The sequence below is a fragment of the Streptomyces abikoensis genome, from assembly GCF_014648775.1.
Lineage (GTDB): Bacteria > Actinomycetota > Actinomycetes > Streptomycetales > Streptomycetaceae > Streptomyces > Streptomyces abikoensis.
This window is the reverse complement of sequence record NZ_BMRT01000001.1, coordinates 78,033-96,551: the sequence shown is the minus strand read 5'-3', so window position 1 is coordinate 96,551 and position 18,519 is coordinate 78,033. Positions and strand designations below refer to the sequence as shown.

The following is an 18,519-nucleotide window of genomic DNA, read 5'->3' as shown; positions in this document are numbered from 1 at the left end:
AGCGGGTGGGGGAGCGAGGGCCCGGCGGGGCCGGGTCGCGCGGGGTCATACGCGAGGACCGGCGGAAAACCCCGCCGGTCCTCGCCCGTTCACGCCACGGGTCGCCGCGGCGGCGGATCAGATGTAGTCGGTGCCCGGCTCCAGGCCGAGGAGGACACGGCCGTGCGCCTCCAGGGAGCTGACGGGCGTCAGCAGGCCGTGCAGCGACAGCGCCGCGATGTCACGGAAGCTCCGCTGGAACGGCGCGCCGCGCAGGATGGCCGACGCCGAGCTGATGTTGAACAGCGTCTCGACGGCCTCCTTCGTGGCCTGGACGACATAGCCGACCTGACCGCGGACGGCGACCTTCTCCTCCGTCGTCATCTTCTCGCCGGCGTCGGTGGGACGCTGGATGGTCTCCAGCCACACGTTCTGGAGCGCCTCGCACGCCGCGATCTTGTTGGCGGCGTGGGCCACCTGCACCTGGGTGTAGGGGTGCTCGGCCTGGTCGGTCCAGTTGGTGTAGGTGATGGCCTTGCCCGGGGTGCGCTCCAGGAACAGCTCCAGCGCGCCCTTGGCCAGACCGAGGTACACCGGGGCGCAGGTGGCCAGGATGTAGCTGGTGAGGTTGTAGTTGCGGCCCTTGAGGTCGGCGTTCCAGCGGTCGCGGGTCGAGGCGTCGTAGACGTCGACACCGACGATCCGGTGCGCCGGGACGAAGACGTCCTTGGCCGTGGAGGTGGCGCTGCCGGTGCCGGAGGCGCCGAAGACGTCCCAGTCGTCGGCGATCTCGATGTCCGAGGTCGGCACGATCGCGAAGAGCTCCTCGTGCTCACCGCTCTCGTTCTCCACCAGCGCGGCGTGGACGTTCCACTGGGCACCGGGGACACCGGTGTTGAAGCGCCAGGTGCCGTTCAGGATGTAGCCGCCGTCCACCGGCTTGAGGGTGCCGCCCGGCGTGAAGCCGCCGGAGATGCGCACCGAGCCCTCGGCGAAGATCTCCTCCTGGGCCTTGTCGGGGTAGAGGCTGGCGATCCAGGCGGTGGAGATCCACACCATGGAGACCCAGCCGGTCGAGCCGCAGCCGCGGGAGATCTCGGAAATGATCTCGGCCTGGTCGGCCACCGGGAGGTCCAGGCCACCGAATTTCTTGGGCACGGCGACACGGAAGACGCCCGCCTTTTCCAGCAATTCGATGTTGTCGGCCAATATCCAGCGCTGGTCCTCGGTCTTCCGGCCGTTGTCCCGGAGCGTCGGAACAATGTCCCGGACCGCTGCCAGCACCTCGGCGGCACCGATTTCTGACGCGCTCATCCTGCCTCCTGGCATTGATAATTGGTGCAATGGGCCGCCCCGGCGGGCGTCCCTGTCAGTCCAGCGGCGACTGTACCTGTGGCCTGCATCGAAAAAGGGCAGGGACGGTAACGCGACGGTCATCGCGGGAGCGGCCGATGAAGGCCCGATGACCGTCGGATGAGCCGCTGATGGGAATTACCCCCGAATCGGCGCGGGGGCAAATCCGGCAGTGCCGTGCAATGAGCCGAATGGCCTCGTTCCGGGCCGCGAGGTCCCGGGACCGAGGCCCCGCGAGGGCCCGCCCTTCACTCCTGTGGGTGCATTCCCCGGCCCGGCGAATGCCCCTTTCCGGCGTGGGAATAGCCAGTATGTCCGGGACTGTTCCGTCGGGCGGCCCGGGGCCTCCGGCACGAGATGAGGACGTGAACGCGCATGACCGCTTCCTTCCCGGAGTCGTCCCCGGCCGAGGGGGCCGCTCCCGACCGCCGCCCCGGCGGCACGGTGCACGACTGGCCCGTCGACCCGCTGCCCGCCCTCGAATTCGACCCCTTGCTCCACCGGTTGCTGCGGGAGGAGCCCATCGCCCGCGTCCGGATGCGCTTCGGCGAGGGGGACGCCTGGCTGGTGACCCGCTACGAGGACGTCAAGACCGTCGCCTCCGACCCCACCCTCAGCCGCGCCCTGACCGTCGACCGGCCGGTCACCAGCATGACCCCGCACGTGGTGGCCCCCGCCGGCGGCATCGGCCGCACGGACGCGCCCGACCACACCCGGCTGCGCCGCCTGGTCGCCCAGACCTTCGGGCGCAAGCGGGTGGCCGCCCTGCGCCCCCGGGCCCAGGAGCTCGCGGACCGGATGACCGAGCGCATGGCCCGCCAGGGCCCGCCCGCCGACCTGACGGAGTGCCTGACCGGCCCGCTGCCCGCCCAGCTGATCGGCGATCTGCTCGGCGTGCCCACCCGCGACATCGACCTCCTCCAGAGCTGGCGCGCCGTCATCCTCTCCAGCGACCACACCCAGACGGAGAGCGAGGCGGTCAAACGCGAGATCGCCGGCTACTTCCGCACCCTGGCCGACCGCCGCCTCACCGACCCCGGCGACGACCTCTTCAGCGCCCTGGTCGCCGCCCACGCGCAGGGGGAGCTCAGCCGCGCCGAGCTCGTCTCGCTCGCCGTCATGCTCGTCCTCAACGGCATGGACGCCGTGCGCAACCAGGTCTCCAACATGGTCTACGCGCTGCTCACCCACCCCGCGCAACTGGAGCGGCTGCGCGCCGAACCGGAGCTGCTGCCGGGAGCCGTGGAGGAACTGCTGCGCTACATCCCCCACCGCAACGGCGTCGGCCTGCCCCGCATCGCCACCGCCGACCTGACCGTCGCGGACACCACCATCCGCGACGGCGACGTCGTCTACGTCTCCTACCTGGCCGCCAACCGGGACTCCTCGGTCTTCACCGACCCCGACCGGCTCGACCTCGGCCGGGACGAGGCACCCAACCTGTCCTTCGGCCACGGCGCCCACTACTGCGTGGGCGCGCTGCTGACCCGGATGGAGGCCGAGGTCATGCTCTCCACCCTGCTGGACCGCTTCCCCCGGCTGCGCCTGGCCGTCGAGCCCAAGGACATGCGCTGGCGGCGGGGCTCCATCAACAGGGGCCCCGAGACCCTGCCCGTGGCCTGGTGAGCGCGGGCGCGAGCCCTCAGCCGCCGTCCGCCGGGCCCGGCTCCAGCCGCTTCAGCTGCTCGGCCGTGACACCGTCGGGAACGGGCACCGGCGCCGGCGTCCGCAGCGGCGGCTGCCAGCCCGCCTCCCGGTCCCAGGTGCGCACGATCCGGGCGGGCGCCCCCGCCACCACCGCGTGGTCGGGCACCTCGCCCCGGACGACCGCGCCCGCCGCGGCGACCACGTTCCGGCCGAGCCGCGCACCGGGCAGGACCACCACCCCGGTGCCCAGCCAGCTGCCGGCGCCGATCTCCACGGCCTCGCTGCGCGGCCACTGCTTGCCGACGGGCACCTCGGGGTCGTCATAGCTGTGGTTGGTCGTCGTGATGTACACGCCCGGGCCGAAGAAGCAGTCGTCCCCGATGGTCAGCGGCGCGTCGGCGATCACATGGCTGCCGCGCCCCAGCACCACGCCGTCGCCCAGCCGCACGATCGTCTCCCGCCCCAGGTCGAGCCCGGGCAGCATCCCGGCGGTGAGCGTCACGTCCTGGGCTATGACGCAGTGCTCCCCGATCTCGATCCACGGCTCCCCGAAGATGGTGCCCTGCGGAAACGCGAGCCGGGAGTGCCGGCCGAGCCGGCGGAAACGGTACGGGCCCGGGCACTCGGCGGTCACGGCCCCGGCCTCCCGCACCCAGCGGGCGCCGCGGTGGACGGCCGCCGAAGCGGCCCGGCGCCGCCAGCGCGCCAGGGTGGGGAACAGGTTCTGCATCGGCACCCGCTCACCGTACTCAGCGCCCACCGGCCGGATCCCGCTCCGCCCTGTGATCTTCGCCCCACCCCGGCCCCCACCCCGGCCCCCACCCCGTTCCCCACCCCGACTTCCACCCCCGACCACCGGCCACCGCCAAGGAGACCTCCCGATGCCCCGTCCTCCGTCCTCCCCGGCCCGGCACGCCCTCCTGCGCGGCGCGCTGGCCGCCGCGCTCGCCGCCACGGCCCTCCTCGCCCCGGCCGACCGGGCGACGGCCGGCGGGGGCGGCACCTACCTGAGATTCACCAAGCACACCCCGGACGACTCCCGGCTCACCTACGTCCGGCACGGCTGGCCCGTCGTCACCTACCGCGCCGGCTCGGGCCGGGTGCCCGACGAGTGCCTGCGCGGCCGGGGCTGGCTGCCCGACGGCACGTACACCCTCGGCCGGCACCACAGGGCATATGACGGCAACCTCATCAAGGGCTACGCCATCGAGCTCGGCGCCAAGCGCTGCCACGACGGCACCGACCGCACCGAGCTGTTCATCCACAGCCAGATGACCCGCTCCGGGGGCCAGGGCCGGGGCGGGTACCAGCGCTGGGACGGCCCCGCCGACTACACCTCCCACGGCTGCGTCAAACTCCGCCCCGCCGACATCAAGGAGCTCTACCGGATCCTCGACCGCCACGGCTGGCCCACCACCCTGCGGGTGACCGGCGGCTGAGCCCAACGCGCCCCCGCCTACGGCCGGTTCGCCCCCGCGAGCGGACCGGAGCCGCCCTGGCGCGGAACGTACCTGTCACCGGGTATATGCCTGGCCGCCCGCCGCACCCGGCTCATACGATTGCCGTAACCGGGGGAGAGGCTGGGAGCCATGGCGGGTACGGCGGCACGGCTGGGGCGGGGCGTGGAGAACGCCATCGCCTGGACCATCAGGAACCTCGACGGCGTCATCGCCCTGGGCGCGGCCCTGACCATCGGCGTCCTCGACGTCCTCGACATGCCGGTCAAGGACAACATCACCTCCGGGGCGATCCTGCTGGTCCTCGCCGCGCTGGTACTGGGGACGCTCACCGAGCGGCGGCGCCGGACGGCCGACATCCGCGCGGCCATGAGCGGCACCCGGCACGCCCTGGAGGACCTCACCATGGTGCGCTCCCTGTCCGGCGCCGAGCTGGAGGCGGCCCTGGACCGGGCCCGGCTGACCACCGACCGCTGGGTCTTCAAGGGCGGCACCGGCACCTATCTGCGCGCCGTGACGCTCCCCGTCTGCGTCCGCGAGGCCCAGCGGCAACGCCGCTCCCTCACCATGAAGATAGACATCGTCAGCCCGGCCGACGAACAGGCGTGCGCCGCCTACGCGCGTTTCCGCCAGACCTTCGCCCACCGGCTGCACGCGGTGCCCGCGGAGGCCTGGAGCGCCGAGCGGACCCGCAGGGAGTCCCTCGCCACCGTGCTCGCGGCCTGCTGGTACCGGCAGCGCCTGGACACCCTGGAGATCGACGTCCACCTCTCCTCCGTCGTCCCCACGCTCCGCTTCGACCTCTCCAACTCCTGCCTGATCATCACCCAGGACGACCCCCAGCGCGTCAACCTGCTGGTGGAGCGCGACCGTCCGCTCTACGACTACTACGTCACCGAGCTCCACCAGAGCCGGGAACAGGCCCACACCCTGGACCTCACCCGCACCGTCCCGCTCGGCGACGAGCCCACGGTCGACGAGGTCGTCCGGCTCTTCGAAGGGCTCGGGCTGCCGCTCCCGGCCTCCTACACCGACCGCGACGTCGGCGACATCATCGACAAGGCCCTGCACGCGGAGAACCCTTACCGGAGGTGAGCTTCCAGTGCGCAGCCCCGTGGACTGCCACCGCATCGAAGCGGCCATGGCGAGGGGGACGAGAGACGGGGCGGCGGTCGGCGAGCTGTTCGCGGCGGCCGTGACGGTCCTGGAGGAGGTCGCCTCCGGGCGGCGCGCGCTGCGCGCCGTCCGCCATCCGCTGGGGTTCCTGTGCCTTCCGGTGCGGCGCGAGGGCGACCGGGGGGTGTGCGTCCACGTCTTCGGCGACCACGTCTTCGGCAACGCGCCGCCGGGCCCGCCCGCCCGGCCGGCCACCTCGCCCGTGCACGCGCACAGCTGGGATCTGACCAGCTGTGTGCTGTACGGGGAGGTCGGCAATCTGCGGGTCCGGGTGCGCGACGAGCCCGACCGTGCCACGCACCGGCTCTTCGAGGTGCGCAGCACCGCCGCCGGCCCCGGCCCGGCCGGCGGGCCGTGCGACGCGCCGGCGGTGGACGAGATCCGGCCGACTCCCCGCCTGGTGAGCTGCGCGCCCGGCCCCGAGGAGACCGGCGTCGCCGGCGGGATCTACCGGCTCCCGGCGGGGGAGTTCCACACCACCGTCGTCCCGCCGGGCACCGTCGCGGCCACGCTGCTGCTCGGCCGTTCCCTGCCCGGGCACCGCGACCTCACCCTCGGACCGGTGCATGGCCCCGCGCACCGGGTGGTACGACAGACATGCGACGCCGCGCAGACCGCCCGGACGGCCCGCACCGTCCTGAGGAGGATCGATGGACACCACTGCCGATGACGACGGCCGCGCCGGGTCCCCGGACCCGGGCGGGCCGGCCGGTTCCCTGACGGCGGAGCGCCGGGTGGCCGTCGGCGCCGCCCGGGAGGCGGGCGCGCTGCTGCGCTCGCGCTTCCACGACGACTACGGCGTGCGGGCCAAGGACGACCGGGGCGACGTGGTCACCGAACTCGACCTGATGGCCGAGAGCCTGGTGGTCGGCCGGCTCCGGGAGAGCTTCCCCGGCGACCGGATCCTCTCCGAGGAGGCGGGCCCCGTCCCGGCGGCGCCCGGGGGCGAGCGGACCGGCCGCACCTGGCTGGTGGACCCCCTCGACGGCAGCAACAACGTCGTCATCGGCCTGCCCGCCTACGCCGTCGGCATCGCCCTGTGCGTCGGCGAGGCGCCCGTGCTCGGCGTCGTCCACGACCCGGTGACGGACCGCACGTGGACGGCCTCGGCGGGCCTCGGCGCGTACGGGCCGCGCGGCCGGCTGACCGGGCCGGCGGGCCGCCCGTCCGCCGCCGGGCCCCTGCTGGCCTGGACGCAGGGCCACGCGGTCGCCCGCCGGGACCCGGTGGCCCGCGCCCTCAAGGACGCCCTGGAGGCGCGCTCCCGGCGGGTGCTCCAGCTGTGGGCGCCCCTGCTGGCCTGGGCGATGCTGGCCCGCGGCGACATCGACGGCTTCGTCGGCTACCGTGCCGAGGCCATCGACCTGCCCGCCGGGGCGCTGCTGGCCGCCGAGGCGGGCCTGGCCATCCGGGCCCTGGACGGCGGCGCCTTCCACGGGGGCGTCGGCGGCCCCGACACCGACCGCAGCTTCGTCGCCGGGCGGCCGGAGGTCCTCCCCTCCCTCCTGGAACTGGTCGCGGAGGGCCGGCCCACGACGGCGCCCACGCCGTAGGGGCCGGGGCGCTCACCCCGTCAGGGCCAGCGCGCCGACGGACGCCAGCAGGGCGCCGGCGGCCAGCACCGCGCCCGTCCCCATGAACCGCCCCGGGGACACGCGCACGCCCTGCGCGTGGCAGCGCTCGAACCACAGCAGCGTCGCCAGGGAGGCCCAGGGAGTGATCACCGGGCCGACGTTGGTGCCGATCAGCAGCGCCAGCAACTGGTCGTGGTTGCCCACGGGCACGGCCGACTCGCCCGCCAGGTAGACCGGCAGGTTGTTGAGTACGTTGGCCAGCCCCCCGCCCACGCCCGCCGCCCGCAGCATCCCCGGCAGACCGCCGTCCGTGCCCACGGCCCGGGCCAGCAGCTCGTGGAGCCCGTTGACATTGACCGTCTCCACCACCAGGAACAACCCCGGCACCAGGATCAACAGCCGCCACGGCACCAACGACAGCCGCAGCGCCGCGCGTCGGCGTACCGCGAAGGCCGCCACGGCGAGCGCGGCCGCCACCGCCGACGCCGTCCACAGCGGCACCGCGTCGATCAGGATCGCCAGCAGGAAACCCGCGCAGGCCACCGCGCACACCCGGAACAGCACCCGGTCGGCGGGCCGGTGGACCTCCGGCGGAACGTAGCACTCCGTACCTCGGCGGCCCCGGCGCCAGTAGAACAGCCATAGACAGCCCATCGTCACCGCGATCGACGCCAGTTGGGGCGCCCACATCCGCTCCGCCAGCCCCATGGGCGAGAGCGCCACCCGGTCCGCCGCCAGCAGGTTCGTCAGGTTCGACACCGGCAGCAGCAGACTCGCCGTATTGGCCAGCCACACCGTCGTCATCGCCAGCGGCACCGCCGCGATCCCCACCCGCCCCGCCAGCGCCAGCATCACCGGCGTCAGCAGCACGGCCGTCGTATCGAGATTGAGCGTGATGGTGGTGGCCGAGGCGAACACCACACACAGCACGAACAGCCTCGCGTAACTGCCCCGCCCGACCCGCGCCACCCCCGAGGCCACCACGTCGAACACCTCGGCCCGGCTGGTGAGTTCGGCCAGCACGATCACCGTGCCCAGGAACGCCAGCAACGGCGCGATCCGCCGCATCGCGTCCCCGGCCGACCCCGCCGGAAGCAGCCCCGTCGCCAGGAACAGCAGACCACAGACCAGGATCCCGCCCGCGAGCCAGTCCAGGGGATGAAGACGCGAGGACAGCCCTCGTAAGACACGCACGCCCCGAGCATGACACAGCGTTCATGACGAACACAGTGACCCAGGAGAACTCCGTTCCTAGGATGGGGCCATGGTGGCACGCCAGGAAACCGACGAGCGGCAAAGGCCGTTGGACTTCTTCATCAGCTACTCCCCGGCGGACGAACGCTGGGCGGCCTGGATCGCCTGGACCCTGGAGGAGGCCGGATACCGCATCGTCCTCCAGGCATGGGACTTCGTACCGGGCACCAACTTCGTCGACTTCATGGACCGGGGCGTCAGCGAGTCCGCCGCCGTCATCGCCGTCCTCTCCCGCAACTACGAACGCTCCCGCTACGGGCGCATGGAGTGGCAGGCCGCCCTGCGCGCCGACCCCGACGCCCCCGAACGCAGACTGATCACCGTGCGCGTGGAGGACATCCCCGTCGAGGGCCTCCTCGCCACCATCACCTACGTCGACCTCGTCGGCGTCCACGACCCCGCCGCCGCCCGGGAACTCCTCCTCACCCGCGTCGGCCACGCCCTCGACGGCCGCGCCCGCCCCGACCACCACCCCGGCTTCCCCGGCCACCCCCACGGCCCCGCACCCACCCCCGTCATGAGCGTCCCGCCCGCCGGGCCCGGCCCCGGCAGCCCCGGCTGGGCCGGCCGCCGCCGCCCCGCGACCGCCCCCGGCTACCCCCAGGCCGCCACCGGCCACCGCGCCCGGGACACCGTCTCCGTGCTCCACCTCGCCGGCCCCGGCTTCGGCCGCGGCGCCGACCCCGCCGAACTCCAGGCCGCCGTCTGGGGCGACCTCGTGGAGCTCACCGACGCCGGGGCCCCCGCCCCCGACCTCCTCGTCGTCACCGGCGACCTCACCGCCTCCGGCAGCCCCCGCGAATGCGACCAGGCCCTGACCTTCCTCACCGGCCTCCGCGCCCGCCTCGGCCTCGCCGCCGACCGGCTCGTGATCGTCCCCGGCGGACAGGACGTCAGCCAGGCCGCCTGCCGTGCCTACTTCGCCACCTGCGAGGCCGACGAGATGCGCCCCCGGCCGCCCTACTGGCCCAAGTGGCGCCACTACGCCCGCCTCTTCCGCGAGCTCTACCAGGGCCTCGACGCCGTCTTCGACGGCGACCAGCCCTGGACCCTCTTCCCCATCCCGGCCCTGCGCACCGTCGTCGCCGGGCTCAACTCCTCCATGGCCCACAGCCACCGCCCCGAGGACCAGTACGGCCTGCTCGGCCCCGAACAGGCCGCATGGTTCGCCCAGGCCCTGCGCCCCTACGAACGCGACGGCTGGCTGCGCCTCGGCGCCCTGCGCCACGCCCCGGAGACCCGCGGCACCCTCGCCCCCGCACCCGACGGCGCCCCCGACCCCACCCCGGCACCCACCGCCCCCGCGCCCGGCCGCGCCCTGGGCTACGACCCCGGCGGCCCCGGCGGCCCCACGCCCGGCCGGCGCCCCGCCGCCGCGACGCTGCGCGACACCGACGTCCTCACCCGGCTCACCGCCCCCAGGCTCCACCTCCTGCTCCACGGCCCCGCCACCACCGCCCGCACCACCGGCCCGGCCGGGGCCACCGCCGCCGTCCTGCCCCTGGCCGGCCGCGACCTGCCCGTCCTCGGCGCCGCCGCCCCCGGCCGCTACCGCCTCCTGGAGATCACCCGGGACGGGCTCACCCGCTGGCCCGAGAGCCCCGGCGAGGCCCCCCGCCGCTACACCCCCGGCTGGCGGAGCGCCCACCACGTCTTCGCCCCCGAACAGCCGGCCGCCCCCGCCCCCGTCCCCGAAGACCCCGGCCCTCCCGCCCCCGACGCGCCGCCCACCGGGCCCGACGAGGCCCGCGCCGCCCCCGGCCCCCAGGAGGCCCTGCTCTCCCGCGTCGCCGAGGTCTGCCGTGTCCGCCATCAGCACGTCCAGCTCCGCCGCCTCCCCGGCGACCCGCCCGGCCTGCTCGTCACCTGGACCGAGTCCGGCTTCGTCCGCCAGCAGCGCGTCGGCGTCCTCGTCGGCACCCCCCGCGCCGAGGACATCGACAACTTCATCGACCACGTCCACGCCTCCGGCGCCGAACCCGACGCCGAACTCGTCCACGACGGCCCGCCGCCCCCGCGCGAGCTCCGCGAACACGCCCGCCGCCGGGGCGTCCTCGTCCGCAGCTTCACCGAGTTCCAGGGCCTGCTCGACCTGCGCGGCTACGTCGCCGCCCAGACCGAGCGGCTGGCCGCCGACCCCCAGTACCAGCCCTCCCTCTACCTCCCCCAGCGCTACCGCGAACTGGAACGCCCCGGCGGCGCCGAACGCGACGGACTCGTCGACGACGTCCTGCGCCTCCTCGACGCCGACCACGGCCGCTTCCTGCTGCTCCTCGGCGACTTCGGGCACGGCAAGACCTTCGCCCTGCGCGAGATCGCCCGCCGCGTCCCCGCCGAACTGCCCCACCTGACTCCCGTGCTCATCCAGCTCAGCGGGCTCGACCGGGCCCACACCCTCGACGGGCTCGTCGCCGCCCACCTCGCCGGCCAGGGCGTCGACACCATCGACCTGCGCGCCTTCCGCTACATGCTCGGCCAGGGCCGGATCGTCCTGCTCTTCGACGGCTTCGACGAACTCGTCAACCAGGTCACCTACGACCGGGCCGCCGACCACCTCCAGGTCCTCCTCGACGCCGCCGTCGACAGCGCCAAGATCGTCGTCAGCAGCCGCACCCAGCACTTCAGCTCCCAGGCCCAGGTGCTCACCGCGCTGGGCGAACGCGTCGGGCTGCTCCCGCAGCGCCGGGTCCTCGCCGTCCAGGAGTTCACCCCCCAGCAGATCCGCTCCTACCTGGTGAACCGCTACGGCGACGAACAGGCCGCCGACCGCCGCCTCCGGCTCCTGGAGGGCATCCCCGACCTGCTCGCCCTGAGCCGCAACCCCCGGCTGCTCAGCTTCGTCGCCGACCTCGACCACGACCGGCTGCGCGCCGTCGCCGGCGCCGGCCGCGCGCTCAGCCCCGCCGGCCTCTACGAGGAGGTCTTCACCTCCTGGCTGCGCTTCGAGGCCCGGCGCGGCCGGGGCGGGCCCGGCGCCGTCCCCGGACTGGACCTGGCCCAGCTGTGGCAGGCCGTCACCACCCTCGCCCTGCGGCTGTGGGAGAGCGGCGAGAGCGCCCTGCGCCTGGACGAGCTCAACGACGTGGCCGAGACCCTCACCGAACTCGCCGACTCCCGGCTCTCGGTGCCCCAGGCGGCCCACTCCGTCGGCTCCGGCAGCCTGCTCGTGCGCACCGACGACGGCCTGTTCCGGTTCATCCACGGCTCCGTGGCCGAATGGCTGGTGGCCCGCGAGGCCGCCGTCCGGCTCGGCCGGGGCGAGACGGGCGAGGCCGACCTCCTGGCCCGCCGCCCCTTCAGCCGGCTGGCCGTGGAGTTCCTCTGCGACCTCGCCGACCACCGCACCTGCCAGCAGTGGGCCGAACGGGCCCTCGGCGGCGAGGACGGCGCCGAGGAGGGCACGGCCGGCGAGACGGCCCGGGCCAACGCCATGAAGATCCTCAGCAGGCTGCGGATCCCCGCCCACACCGACCTGCGCGGCGCCGTCCTCGCCGGGGAGGACCTCTCCTACCGCGACTTCTCCGGAGTCGACCTCACCCGCGCCGACCTCACCGACGCCGGCCTCGTCGGCGCCGACCTCTCCGGCGCGATCCTGCGCGACACCCGCCTCGCCGGCGCCCGCCTCGACGACGCCGATCTGCGCGGCGCCGATCTGCGCGGCGCCGATCTCCGCCGGGCCCGGCTCGTCGGCACCGATCTGCGCGGCGTCCGGGTCGACGGCGGCCGCTGGCACCGCGCCGCCCTGATCAACGCGGTCACCGAACCGGCCGTCCTCGACACCCCCGAACTCCGCGCGGCCGCCGTCGCCCCCGGCCTGACCGCCGAGCCCGGGTTCCGCCCCGCCGCCGTCGGCGTCCCCTACGGCTTCGACACCCGCACCAGCAGGCTGCCCGAACCCGTCTCCTTCAGCCCCGGCGGCGAACTCCTCGCCCTCGGCAGCGAGGACGGCGGCGTCCTGGTCTGCGACGCCGCCACCGGCACCGCCCTGCGCACCCTCCACGGCCACACGGGCCGCGTCTACGCCGTGAAGTTCCGCGGCGGGGTCCTCGCCACGGGCGGCGCGGACGGCACCGTACGGCTGTGGGACCCCGTCTCCGGGCGGTGTCTCCACCGGCTCGACGTCCACGAAGGCGGCGTCTGGCCCGTCTCCCTGGACCTCACCGGGGAACGGCTGGCCACCGGCGACGCCGACGGCACCGTCACCCTCTGGGACGTCGGCGACGGAACCGCCACGCACCGCCTCCCCGGCCACAAGGCCCCCGTCTACACCGCCGTGTTCAGCCCCGACGGCACCGTCCTGGCCACCGGCGACGCCGCCGCGTGCGTGCGGCTGTGGGACACCCGCTCCGGCCGGCTCCTCGGCGAGCTCGACGGCCACCGGGGAGCCGTCTACCGCGCCCGCTTCAGCCCCGACGGCACCCTGCTGGCCACCGGCGACATGGGCGAGGGCGCCGGGGGCACGGTCCGGATCTGGGACGTCGCCACCCTGCGGCAGCGGCACGCCTGCGCCGGCCACCCGGGCCGCGTCTACACCCTGGACTTCCACCCCTCCGGCACCCTGCTGGCCAGCGGCGACACCGAGGGCCACGTGATGCTGTGGGACCCGCGCACCGGCGAGGCCGCCGGGCCTCCGCTGCTCGGCGGCGGGGCCGTGTACCAGGTGGTCTTCGACCCCGAGGGCGGCATGCTCGCGGCCGGCGGCAGCGACGGCTCGGTCCGGCTCTGGCGGATCACCCAGGCCGCCCCGCCCGCGGGAGGCTGGACGGCCGCGCCCCTGCGCCGGCAGCCCGCCGACCACCAGGGCTCGGTGTGGGCCTGCCGCTTCCGCCCCCACGGCGGCCCGGCGGCCCCCGAGTCGGGACCACTGCTGGTGTCGGCCGGCAACGACGGCTCGGTCCGGCTGTGGGACACCACCACCGGCCGGGGCCGCAGCGTCCTGCGCGGCCACGGCCGCAAGGTCGTCGGCCTGGCCTTCGGCGCGTCGGGCGACCGGCTCGCGGCCTGCGGCAACGACGGCGTCGTCCGGATCTGGGAGCCCGCCACCGGACGCCGGGTGCGCGAGCTCACCGGCGACAACGACCGGCTGGTCTCCGCCGTGTTCACCCCGCGCGGCCCGCTGCTCGCCACCTCCAGCAGCGACGGCGACGTCTATGTGTGGAACGCCGAGACCGGCGAGTACCAGCGCGAGATCGACGCCGAGACCGACCATGTCTGGGCCGAGGCATTCAGCGCCGACGGCGAGATCCTCGCCACCGCCAACGACGACGACACCGTCCGGCTCTGGTACCGCAGCACCGGCGCCCATGTGACCACCCTCGGCCAGCACCGGGGCCGGGTGCGCTCCCTGTCCTTCACGGCGGACGGCAGGGGACTGGCCACCGGCTGCGACGACACCTACGTACGGCTGTGGGACCTCACCGAGAGCCGCCTCGTCGCCGAACTCGCCGGCCACACCGACCGGGTGTACGCCGTCGTCCACGGCCCCGGCGACGCCTGGCTGGCCAGCGCCTCCTGGGACGGGCAGGCCATCGTCTGGCGGGACGGCGCCGCCTCGCACCGGCTGCGGGGCCACACGGGACGGCTGTGGACGGCCGCCGCCCACCCCCACCGCTCCCTGCTGGCCACCGCCGGCGACGACCGGACCATCCGCCTGTGGGACCCCCTGACGGGCACCGGGACCGGCCGGCTGACCGGGCACACCGGCCGGATCCTCGCCCTCGCCTTCAGCCCCGACGGCTCCCTGCTGGCCAGCGGCGCCGAGGACGGCACGGTACGGCTCTGGTCCCTGCCGGAGGACGGCGACCCGGCCGCGCGGGCCACGCTCATCGGCGTCCCGGGCGGCTGGGCCGCCCTCAACTCCTCGGGGGGCTACAAGTTCGACGGCGACATCGCGGGCGAGTTCTGGCACGTGGTGGGCATGTGCCGGTTCGAGCCCGGCGAGCTCGACGGCCACCTGCCCGGGGTGCGACGGCTGGCCCTGGACGACGAACTCTGACGACCCGTCATCGACTGGTCCTGATCCGCAGGAAACGGGGGCGGTAGACGCCCGCGCGGTCGATGACGTCCCGGGGGACGAGACTGTTGACGTTGTAGGAGACGACCAGTTCGTCCGTGCCGTGCGCGAGCTCCGGGTGCTCGTGCGGGTTGTACGCCAGGACGTTCGGGTTGCGGTAGCCGCCGTCCGGGCCCGCCTCCGGCGCCGTGTACACCGTGCGCGGCGCCGTGAACGGCCCGCCGGGGGAGCGCGCCCAGGCCAGCCGCAGCTCGGCGCTGAACGGCTGGTCCGCCCGCTGGGCGACCAGGGCGTACCAGGCCCCGTGCCGGACGACGCTCAGCTCGTCCGAGACCCGCAGGGCGGTCCCGCCGGGACCGGTGAGCCGCGCGGCCCGCGACTCCTCGCCGGACCAGGAGCCGTCGGCGGCCCGGTAGCGCCATGGCCCGCGCAGATCTGGCCCGTCCACCCGGGCCAGATGGAGATGAGTACCGCCGGAGGGGGCCGCCTCGGTGCCGTAGACGTAGGTCCGGTTCCCCTCCCGGGCCAGCCACGCGCCCCAGGAGATCCCGGCGGACGACGGCAGCGCGGTGACCGACTCCGGTCGCGAGAGCCGCCCCTCGCGGAACCTCGCCAGCACCGAGCCGCGCCAGGCGACGTCCAGCGGCCCGGTGCCGGTGCGCGCGTACCGGGCGTAGACGACCGCGACGCCCCGGCCGTCGGGGATCCCGGCCCGCGCCCAGTACCACTCGTCCGGCCGCGGCGGCGACACCAGGGCGTCGGGCCGCCCGGCCCCGTCCCGGCCGGTCACCGTGCGCGGGGCGCCGGAGGCGGGCCACAGGACGAAGCTGTTGTGGACGAACGGCGTCGTACCGCCCTCCCCGGTGACGGGGGAGCGGGAGCCGTCGGGCCGTACCGTGCCGAGGAACGTGTCCGAGAAGACCCACAGTTCACCGGCGGGCGTCGGCACCGAGTACGTGCTGTCGCCGCCCGTCCAGTGGCCCGGATCGCGCACCCGGTCGGCGTACCTCCCGAACGCCTCGTCGAGCGCCGTCAGCGGGCGCGCCGAGACGACCTCGGGCGGCCCCCCGGCGTCCGGCGCCGCTCGCGGCGGCAGGAAGGCGCAGACCACGGCGGCGGCCACGAGCAGCAGCCGGGACACGACCGGCCGACGGCGCGTCCGGTGCGGCGTCCAGGAGATCCACATGGCGCACAGTCAACCGGCGCGTCGGCCCGCGACCCCGGCGGCCGTTCCCCGCGCTCGGCCGAGCGGGTGATAAATGGCAGCACGGTCAGAGTGCACAGTGACGGCCGCGCACCCGGGGCGCGACGATGCCGTGGGCCGGGACCGTGCGTGTGGTCCCGGATCCCCCGTCCGTTCGTGGAGGTGTCCGTGTACGCAACCGAGTTGGCCGTCAAGGCGCTGGAACCGACCCCCGAGGAGGAGCGCCTGGCCGAGGACTACGTCACCATCCTCGGCTCGCTCTCCGCCATGGAGCAGGCAGTGCGGGAGGGCGCCTGGCACCGTCTGCGCGAGGAGGCCGACGAGCTGATGAGCGCCGCCGAGGAGATGTGGGCCGGTCTCCCCGGGGCCGACGACGAGGGTGTCCCCGTCCGTGCCGCCCACGTGCCGTCCCAGGCCGACAGCTCGAAGATCCGCCAGCTGATCGCCGTGTACGCCCAGCCCTACGCCCTCGGCCGCGTCCTCTACCCGACGAGCCTCATCCAGGACGCCCAGCTGCGCCGGGCGGTGGAGGAGGAGAACACCGAGCGGGAACACGCGGCGGAGCACACGGCGGTGGAGTGAGGGGCCGCCGGGCCGGCGGCCCCTCACGGCGTGCCCCGGCGGGCGTCCGGCAGCGCCACGGCGATGTTGTCGGCCCGGTAGATCCGCAGGCCGTCGCGCCACACACTGCCGTCGGCGCGCACCAGCACCGTGCCGCCGGCCGCGCGGACCTCACGGATGTGGACCTCGCCGCGCACCCGCCGGTGTTCGCGCAGGATCTGGCCCCGGTAGGTCCAGCGCAGCTCCTCGCCCGGCACGGCCTCGGGGCCCGGCCCCGGCGACGCCTGGTCGGCGAGCCCCGTGTACAGCGCGAAGGCCCGCACGGCCTGGAAGAGCATCTGCACACCGACCGACCCGGGCAGCACCGGGTCGTGGGGGAAGTGCCGGCCGAAGAACCAGTCGCCGGGGTCCACCGCCTTGTCGCACAGCACGTACCCGGCGCCGTGCTCCCCGCCCCCGGGGACCAGCACCACGTCCTCCAGCAGCGCCAGCCGGCCCCGCCCGAGCCGGGCGTCGTGCCGTACGTCCAGCCGACGCGCCCCGGCCGGGGCGACGGGCCGCCGCTCCAGCCACGGGAGGGTCTCCCGGCCGCCGTCCAGGCCCTGCCGCAGGGCGAGCACCTCGGGCGTGAGGTAGCCGTGCGCCGCCTCGCCCGTGCAGAAGACCTCGCCGCCGGTGCTCAGCGAGAACGCGTACCGGTCGACCACCGCCCCCGGCATGACGGCCGTGGACAGCAGCACGGACTCCTGGACGACTGTCGACGCGCGTGGGTCGCACGCCCGGGTCAGCCGTGCCCGGCCCTCGAGATTGCGGCACACGAAGGGCCGGTCCGGATGCGTGGGCATGGCCCCGGAGAGCCCGCCGAGGAGCCCGAGGGGCTGCAGGGCCATCTCCATCAGGGCGAAGACCGGTAGGCCACCGCCGTGTTCCCGGCCGTACCAGGGGTCCGCCGGGACGTCGTGCTCGGTGACCAGCCGGGCGCCCGCCCGCTCCGGTCCCTCGCCGCCGTGGAGGTCGACGACCCGGTCGACCATGCGCAGCCCCGCGCCCGGCAGGCGTGGCCGGACCGGTGCGGTGGTCGCCCCGCCGGGCGCGCCGAGCTCCGACGGATCGCCCTCGGCGCTGTGGGCGATGTGCAGCTCGTGGTAGCGGGCCCGGGCGCCGGAGGACGTCTTCCGGCAGCAGCCCCGGTCCGGATGCGGCGCGAGGCCGGGGCCGGGCCGCTCCCGTACCGTCGCGCCGAGGTCGTGCAGCCGTGCCACGACCCGCCCGCCGGAGGTGATCTCGCAGTCGGCGACCGCGTACGGGCGCGGCAGCAGCCCGAGTTCGACGACCTCCACCGTCAGCCGCCACGGCTCGCCGTGCGTCTCCGGCCCGTCCGGGCCGCCCCGCCATGCGACGCGCACGGGACGGCCGGGCAGCGGGAGCACCCGGGCCCCGGGCAGGCACAGGTGCAGCCCCTGGTGGAAGGCGTACACGCGCAGCGCCTCCAGGGCCGCCGCGACCGGGTACGGCCACTGCGGGCCGCCGTTCCGGTCGTCGGCCGGTCGTGCCGTGGCGGTCAGCAGGCCCTGGCCGTACCGGCCCGTGCGCGGGCCGACCGTGATCTCCTCCAGCAGCCGGGCCGGCCAGGGCGCGGGCAGCTCGTCCGGCTCCAGGCCGCGCTGGTCGTGGCCGGGGCCGAACACGCCCGCGACGTCCCCGGCGGCGAGCGCGTCGAGCTCCGCGCGGGTCAGCCGGTGGACGTCCGTCACCGCGTGCGGAGCGAACTCCTCCGGAAACCGGGGCACCTGACGCCGTGGCGGCCCCTCGTCGCTCGCGTCGTCGCTCGCGCGGAGCGTGAGGATCGCGCGCTCGCCGTCGAGGACCTCGCAGGTGCCGTCCGGTGCCGAGCGGGCGCGGAGCGGGGCGGGCGCGTACGGCACCGGATCGTGCCAGGTCACGGTGAACACGCCGGGGCACGGGCGGGGTGCCACGGCCTCGGCCAGCGCCCGTGCCCCGGCGCGCAGGGCCGACGCGGGGCCGCCCCACCGCTCCCACGCGTCGGGCACGCCGCCGGGGCGGGAGGCCGGGGTGAGGACGGCCCGGGCCGCGACGAGGCCGGCCTGCCAGGCGCTGATGGCGCGGTGGGCGTCGAGCGCCGCCGCGTGGGCCCGCTGCACTTCGCGCGCGAACGTCCGGGCGATGCCGGTGGGGGTGGCCGCGCCGTCCGGTGACGGTGCCGGGTCGTGTTCCGGGCGCGGCCCGTGGGGTGGCTCCAGGGGGATGCCGTCGAAGTCGAGTCCGTCCACGCCGTCCATC

The 18,519-nt window shown here is 75.3% G+C and carries 12 protein-coding genes; 7 read left to right on the top strand and 5 right to left on the bottom strand.

Translation table 11 applies throughout. The features are described from left to right. Positions 1-117: 117 nt before the first annotated feature. Positions 118-1,293 (bottom strand): acyl-CoA dehydrogenase family protein, encoded by a 1,176-nt coding sequence (locus IE096_RS00390; protein WP_189447222.1) that lies wholly within the window; start codon positions 1,291-1,293, stop codon positions 118-120. 414 nt (positions 1,294-1,707) lie between these two features. On the opposite strand from IE096_RS00390, the gene IE096_RS00385 reads away from it, so the two are divergent. Then, complete coding sequence (locus tag IE096_RS00385; RefSeq protein WP_189447220.1) at positions 1,708-2,958, top strand: cytochrome P450; 1,251 nt, start codon at positions 1,708-1,710, stop codon at positions 2,956-2,958. Positions 2,959-2,974: 16 nt separating this feature from the next. Here the strand turns inward: IE096_RS00385 and IE096_RS00380 are convergent, their stop codons facing one another. Next, positions 2,975-3,709: an acyltransferase gene (locus IE096_RS00380; protein WP_189449422.1), complete on the bottom strand. Its 735-nt coding sequence runs from the start codon at positions 3,707-3,709 to the stop codon at positions 2,975-2,977. 151 nt (positions 3,710-3,860) lie between these two features. Here IE096_RS00380 and IE096_RS00375 point away from each other — a divergent pair, with 151 nt between their 5' ends. From IE096_RS00375 to IE096_RS00360, 4 genes are all read left to right on the top strand, one after another. Then, positions 3,861-4,418, top strand: coding sequence for a L,D-transpeptidase family protein (locus IE096_RS00375; RefSeq protein ID WP_189447218.1), 558 nt, complete (start codon positions 3,861-3,863; stop codon positions 4,416-4,418). 150 nt (positions 4,419-4,568) lie between these two features. Next, the gene (locus tag IE096_RS00370; RefSeq protein ID WP_189447216.1) at positions 4,569-5,531 is read left to right on the top strand and encodes a hypothetical protein; all 963 of its coding nucleotides are present in this window, start codon (positions 4,569-4,571) and stop codon (positions 5,529-5,531) included. A gap of 7 nt (positions 5,532-5,538) precedes the next feature. Then, positions 5,539-6,282 (top strand): hypothetical protein, encoded by a 744-nt coding sequence (locus tag IE096_RS00365; RefSeq protein ID WP_189447214.1) that lies wholly within the window; start codon positions 5,539-5,541, stop codon positions 6,280-6,282. Beyond that, the gene (locus IE096_RS00360) at positions 6,263-7,165 is read left to right on the top strand and encodes an inositol monophosphatase family protein (protein ID WP_189447212.1); all 903 of its coding nucleotides are present in this window, start codon (positions 6,263-6,265) and stop codon (positions 7,163-7,165) included. The genes IE096_RS00365 and IE096_RS00360 overlap by 20 nt, the downstream gene beginning before the upstream one ends. A gap of 12 nt (positions 7,166-7,177) precedes the next feature. Here the strand turns inward: IE096_RS00360 and IE096_RS00355 are convergent, their stop codons facing one another. Beyond that, complete coding sequence (locus tag IE096_RS00355) at positions 7,178-8,380, bottom strand: SLC13 family permease (RefSeq protein ID WP_229819827.1); 1,203 nt, start codon at positions 8,378-8,380, stop codon at positions 7,178-7,180. 70 nt (positions 8,381-8,450) lie between these two features. Here IE096_RS00355 and IE096_RS00350 point away from each other — a divergent pair, with 70 nt between their 5' ends. Continuing rightward, positions 8,451-14,435 (top strand): WD40 domain-containing protein, encoded by a 5,985-nt coding sequence (locus IE096_RS00350; RefSeq protein ID WP_189447211.1) that lies wholly within the window; start codon positions 8,451-8,453, stop codon positions 14,433-14,435. Positions 14,436-14,442: 7 nt separating this feature from the next. Here IE096_RS00350 and IE096_RS00345 read toward each other — a convergent pair whose 3' ends face one another. Continuing rightward, entirely contained in the window at positions 14,443-15,639 is a 1,197-nt protein-coding gene (locus IE096_RS00345; RefSeq protein ID WP_189447208.1) for a DUF5005 domain-containing protein, read from the bottom strand. Between the two features lie 186 nt (positions 15,640-15,825). Between IE096_RS00345 and IE096_RS00340 the strand changes: the two genes are divergently transcribed. Next, positions 15,826-16,239, top strand: a complete 414-nt coding sequence (locus IE096_RS00340; protein WP_189447207.1) for a hypothetical protein — start codon at positions 15,826-15,828, stop codon at positions 16,237-16,239. 23 nt (positions 16,240-16,262) lie between these two features. Here the strand turns inward: IE096_RS00340 and IE096_RS00335 are convergent, their stop codons facing one another. Then, positions 16,263-18,509: a 3-hydroxyacyl-ACP dehydratase gene (locus tag IE096_RS00335; protein WP_189447205.1), complete on the bottom strand. Its 2,247-nt coding sequence runs from the start codon at positions 18,507-18,509 to the stop codon at positions 16,263-16,265. Between the last annotated feature and the right edge of the window lie 10 nt (positions 18,510-18,519).

Bases quoted from the DNA above. Each gene is read 5' to 3' on its own strand.
- IE096_RS00390 (WP_189447222.1), bottom strand. From the start codon at position 1,293: ATGAGCGCGTCAGAAATCGGTGCCGCCGAGGTGCTGGCAGCGGTCCGG.
- IE096_RS00385 (WP_189447220.1), top strand. From the start codon at position 1,708: ATGACCGCTTCCTTCCCGGAGTCGTCCCCGGCCGAGGGGGCCGCTCCC.
- IE096_RS00380 (WP_189449422.1), bottom strand. From the start codon at position 3,709: ATGCAGAACCTGTTCCCCACCCTGGCGCGCTGGCGGCGCCGGGCCGCT.
- IE096_RS00375 (WP_189447218.1), top strand. From the start codon at position 3,861: ATGCCCCGTCCTCCGTCCTCCCCGGCCCGGCACGCCCTCCTGCGCGGC.
- IE096_RS00370 (WP_189447216.1), top strand. From the start codon at position 4,569: ATGGCGGGTACGGCGGCACGGCTGGGGCGGGGCGTGGAGAACGCCATC.
- IE096_RS00360 (WP_189447212.1), top strand. From the start codon at position 6,263: ATGGACACCACTGCCGATGACGACGGCCGCGCCGGGTCCCCGGACCCG.
- IE096_RS00350 (WP_189447211.1), top strand. From the start codon at position 8,451: ATGGTGGCACGCCAGGAAACCGACGAGCGGCAAAGGCCGTTGGACTTC.
- IE096_RS00345 (WP_189447208.1), bottom strand. From the start codon at position 15,639: ATGTGGATCTCCTGGACGCCGCACCGGACGCGCCGTCGGCCGGTCGTG.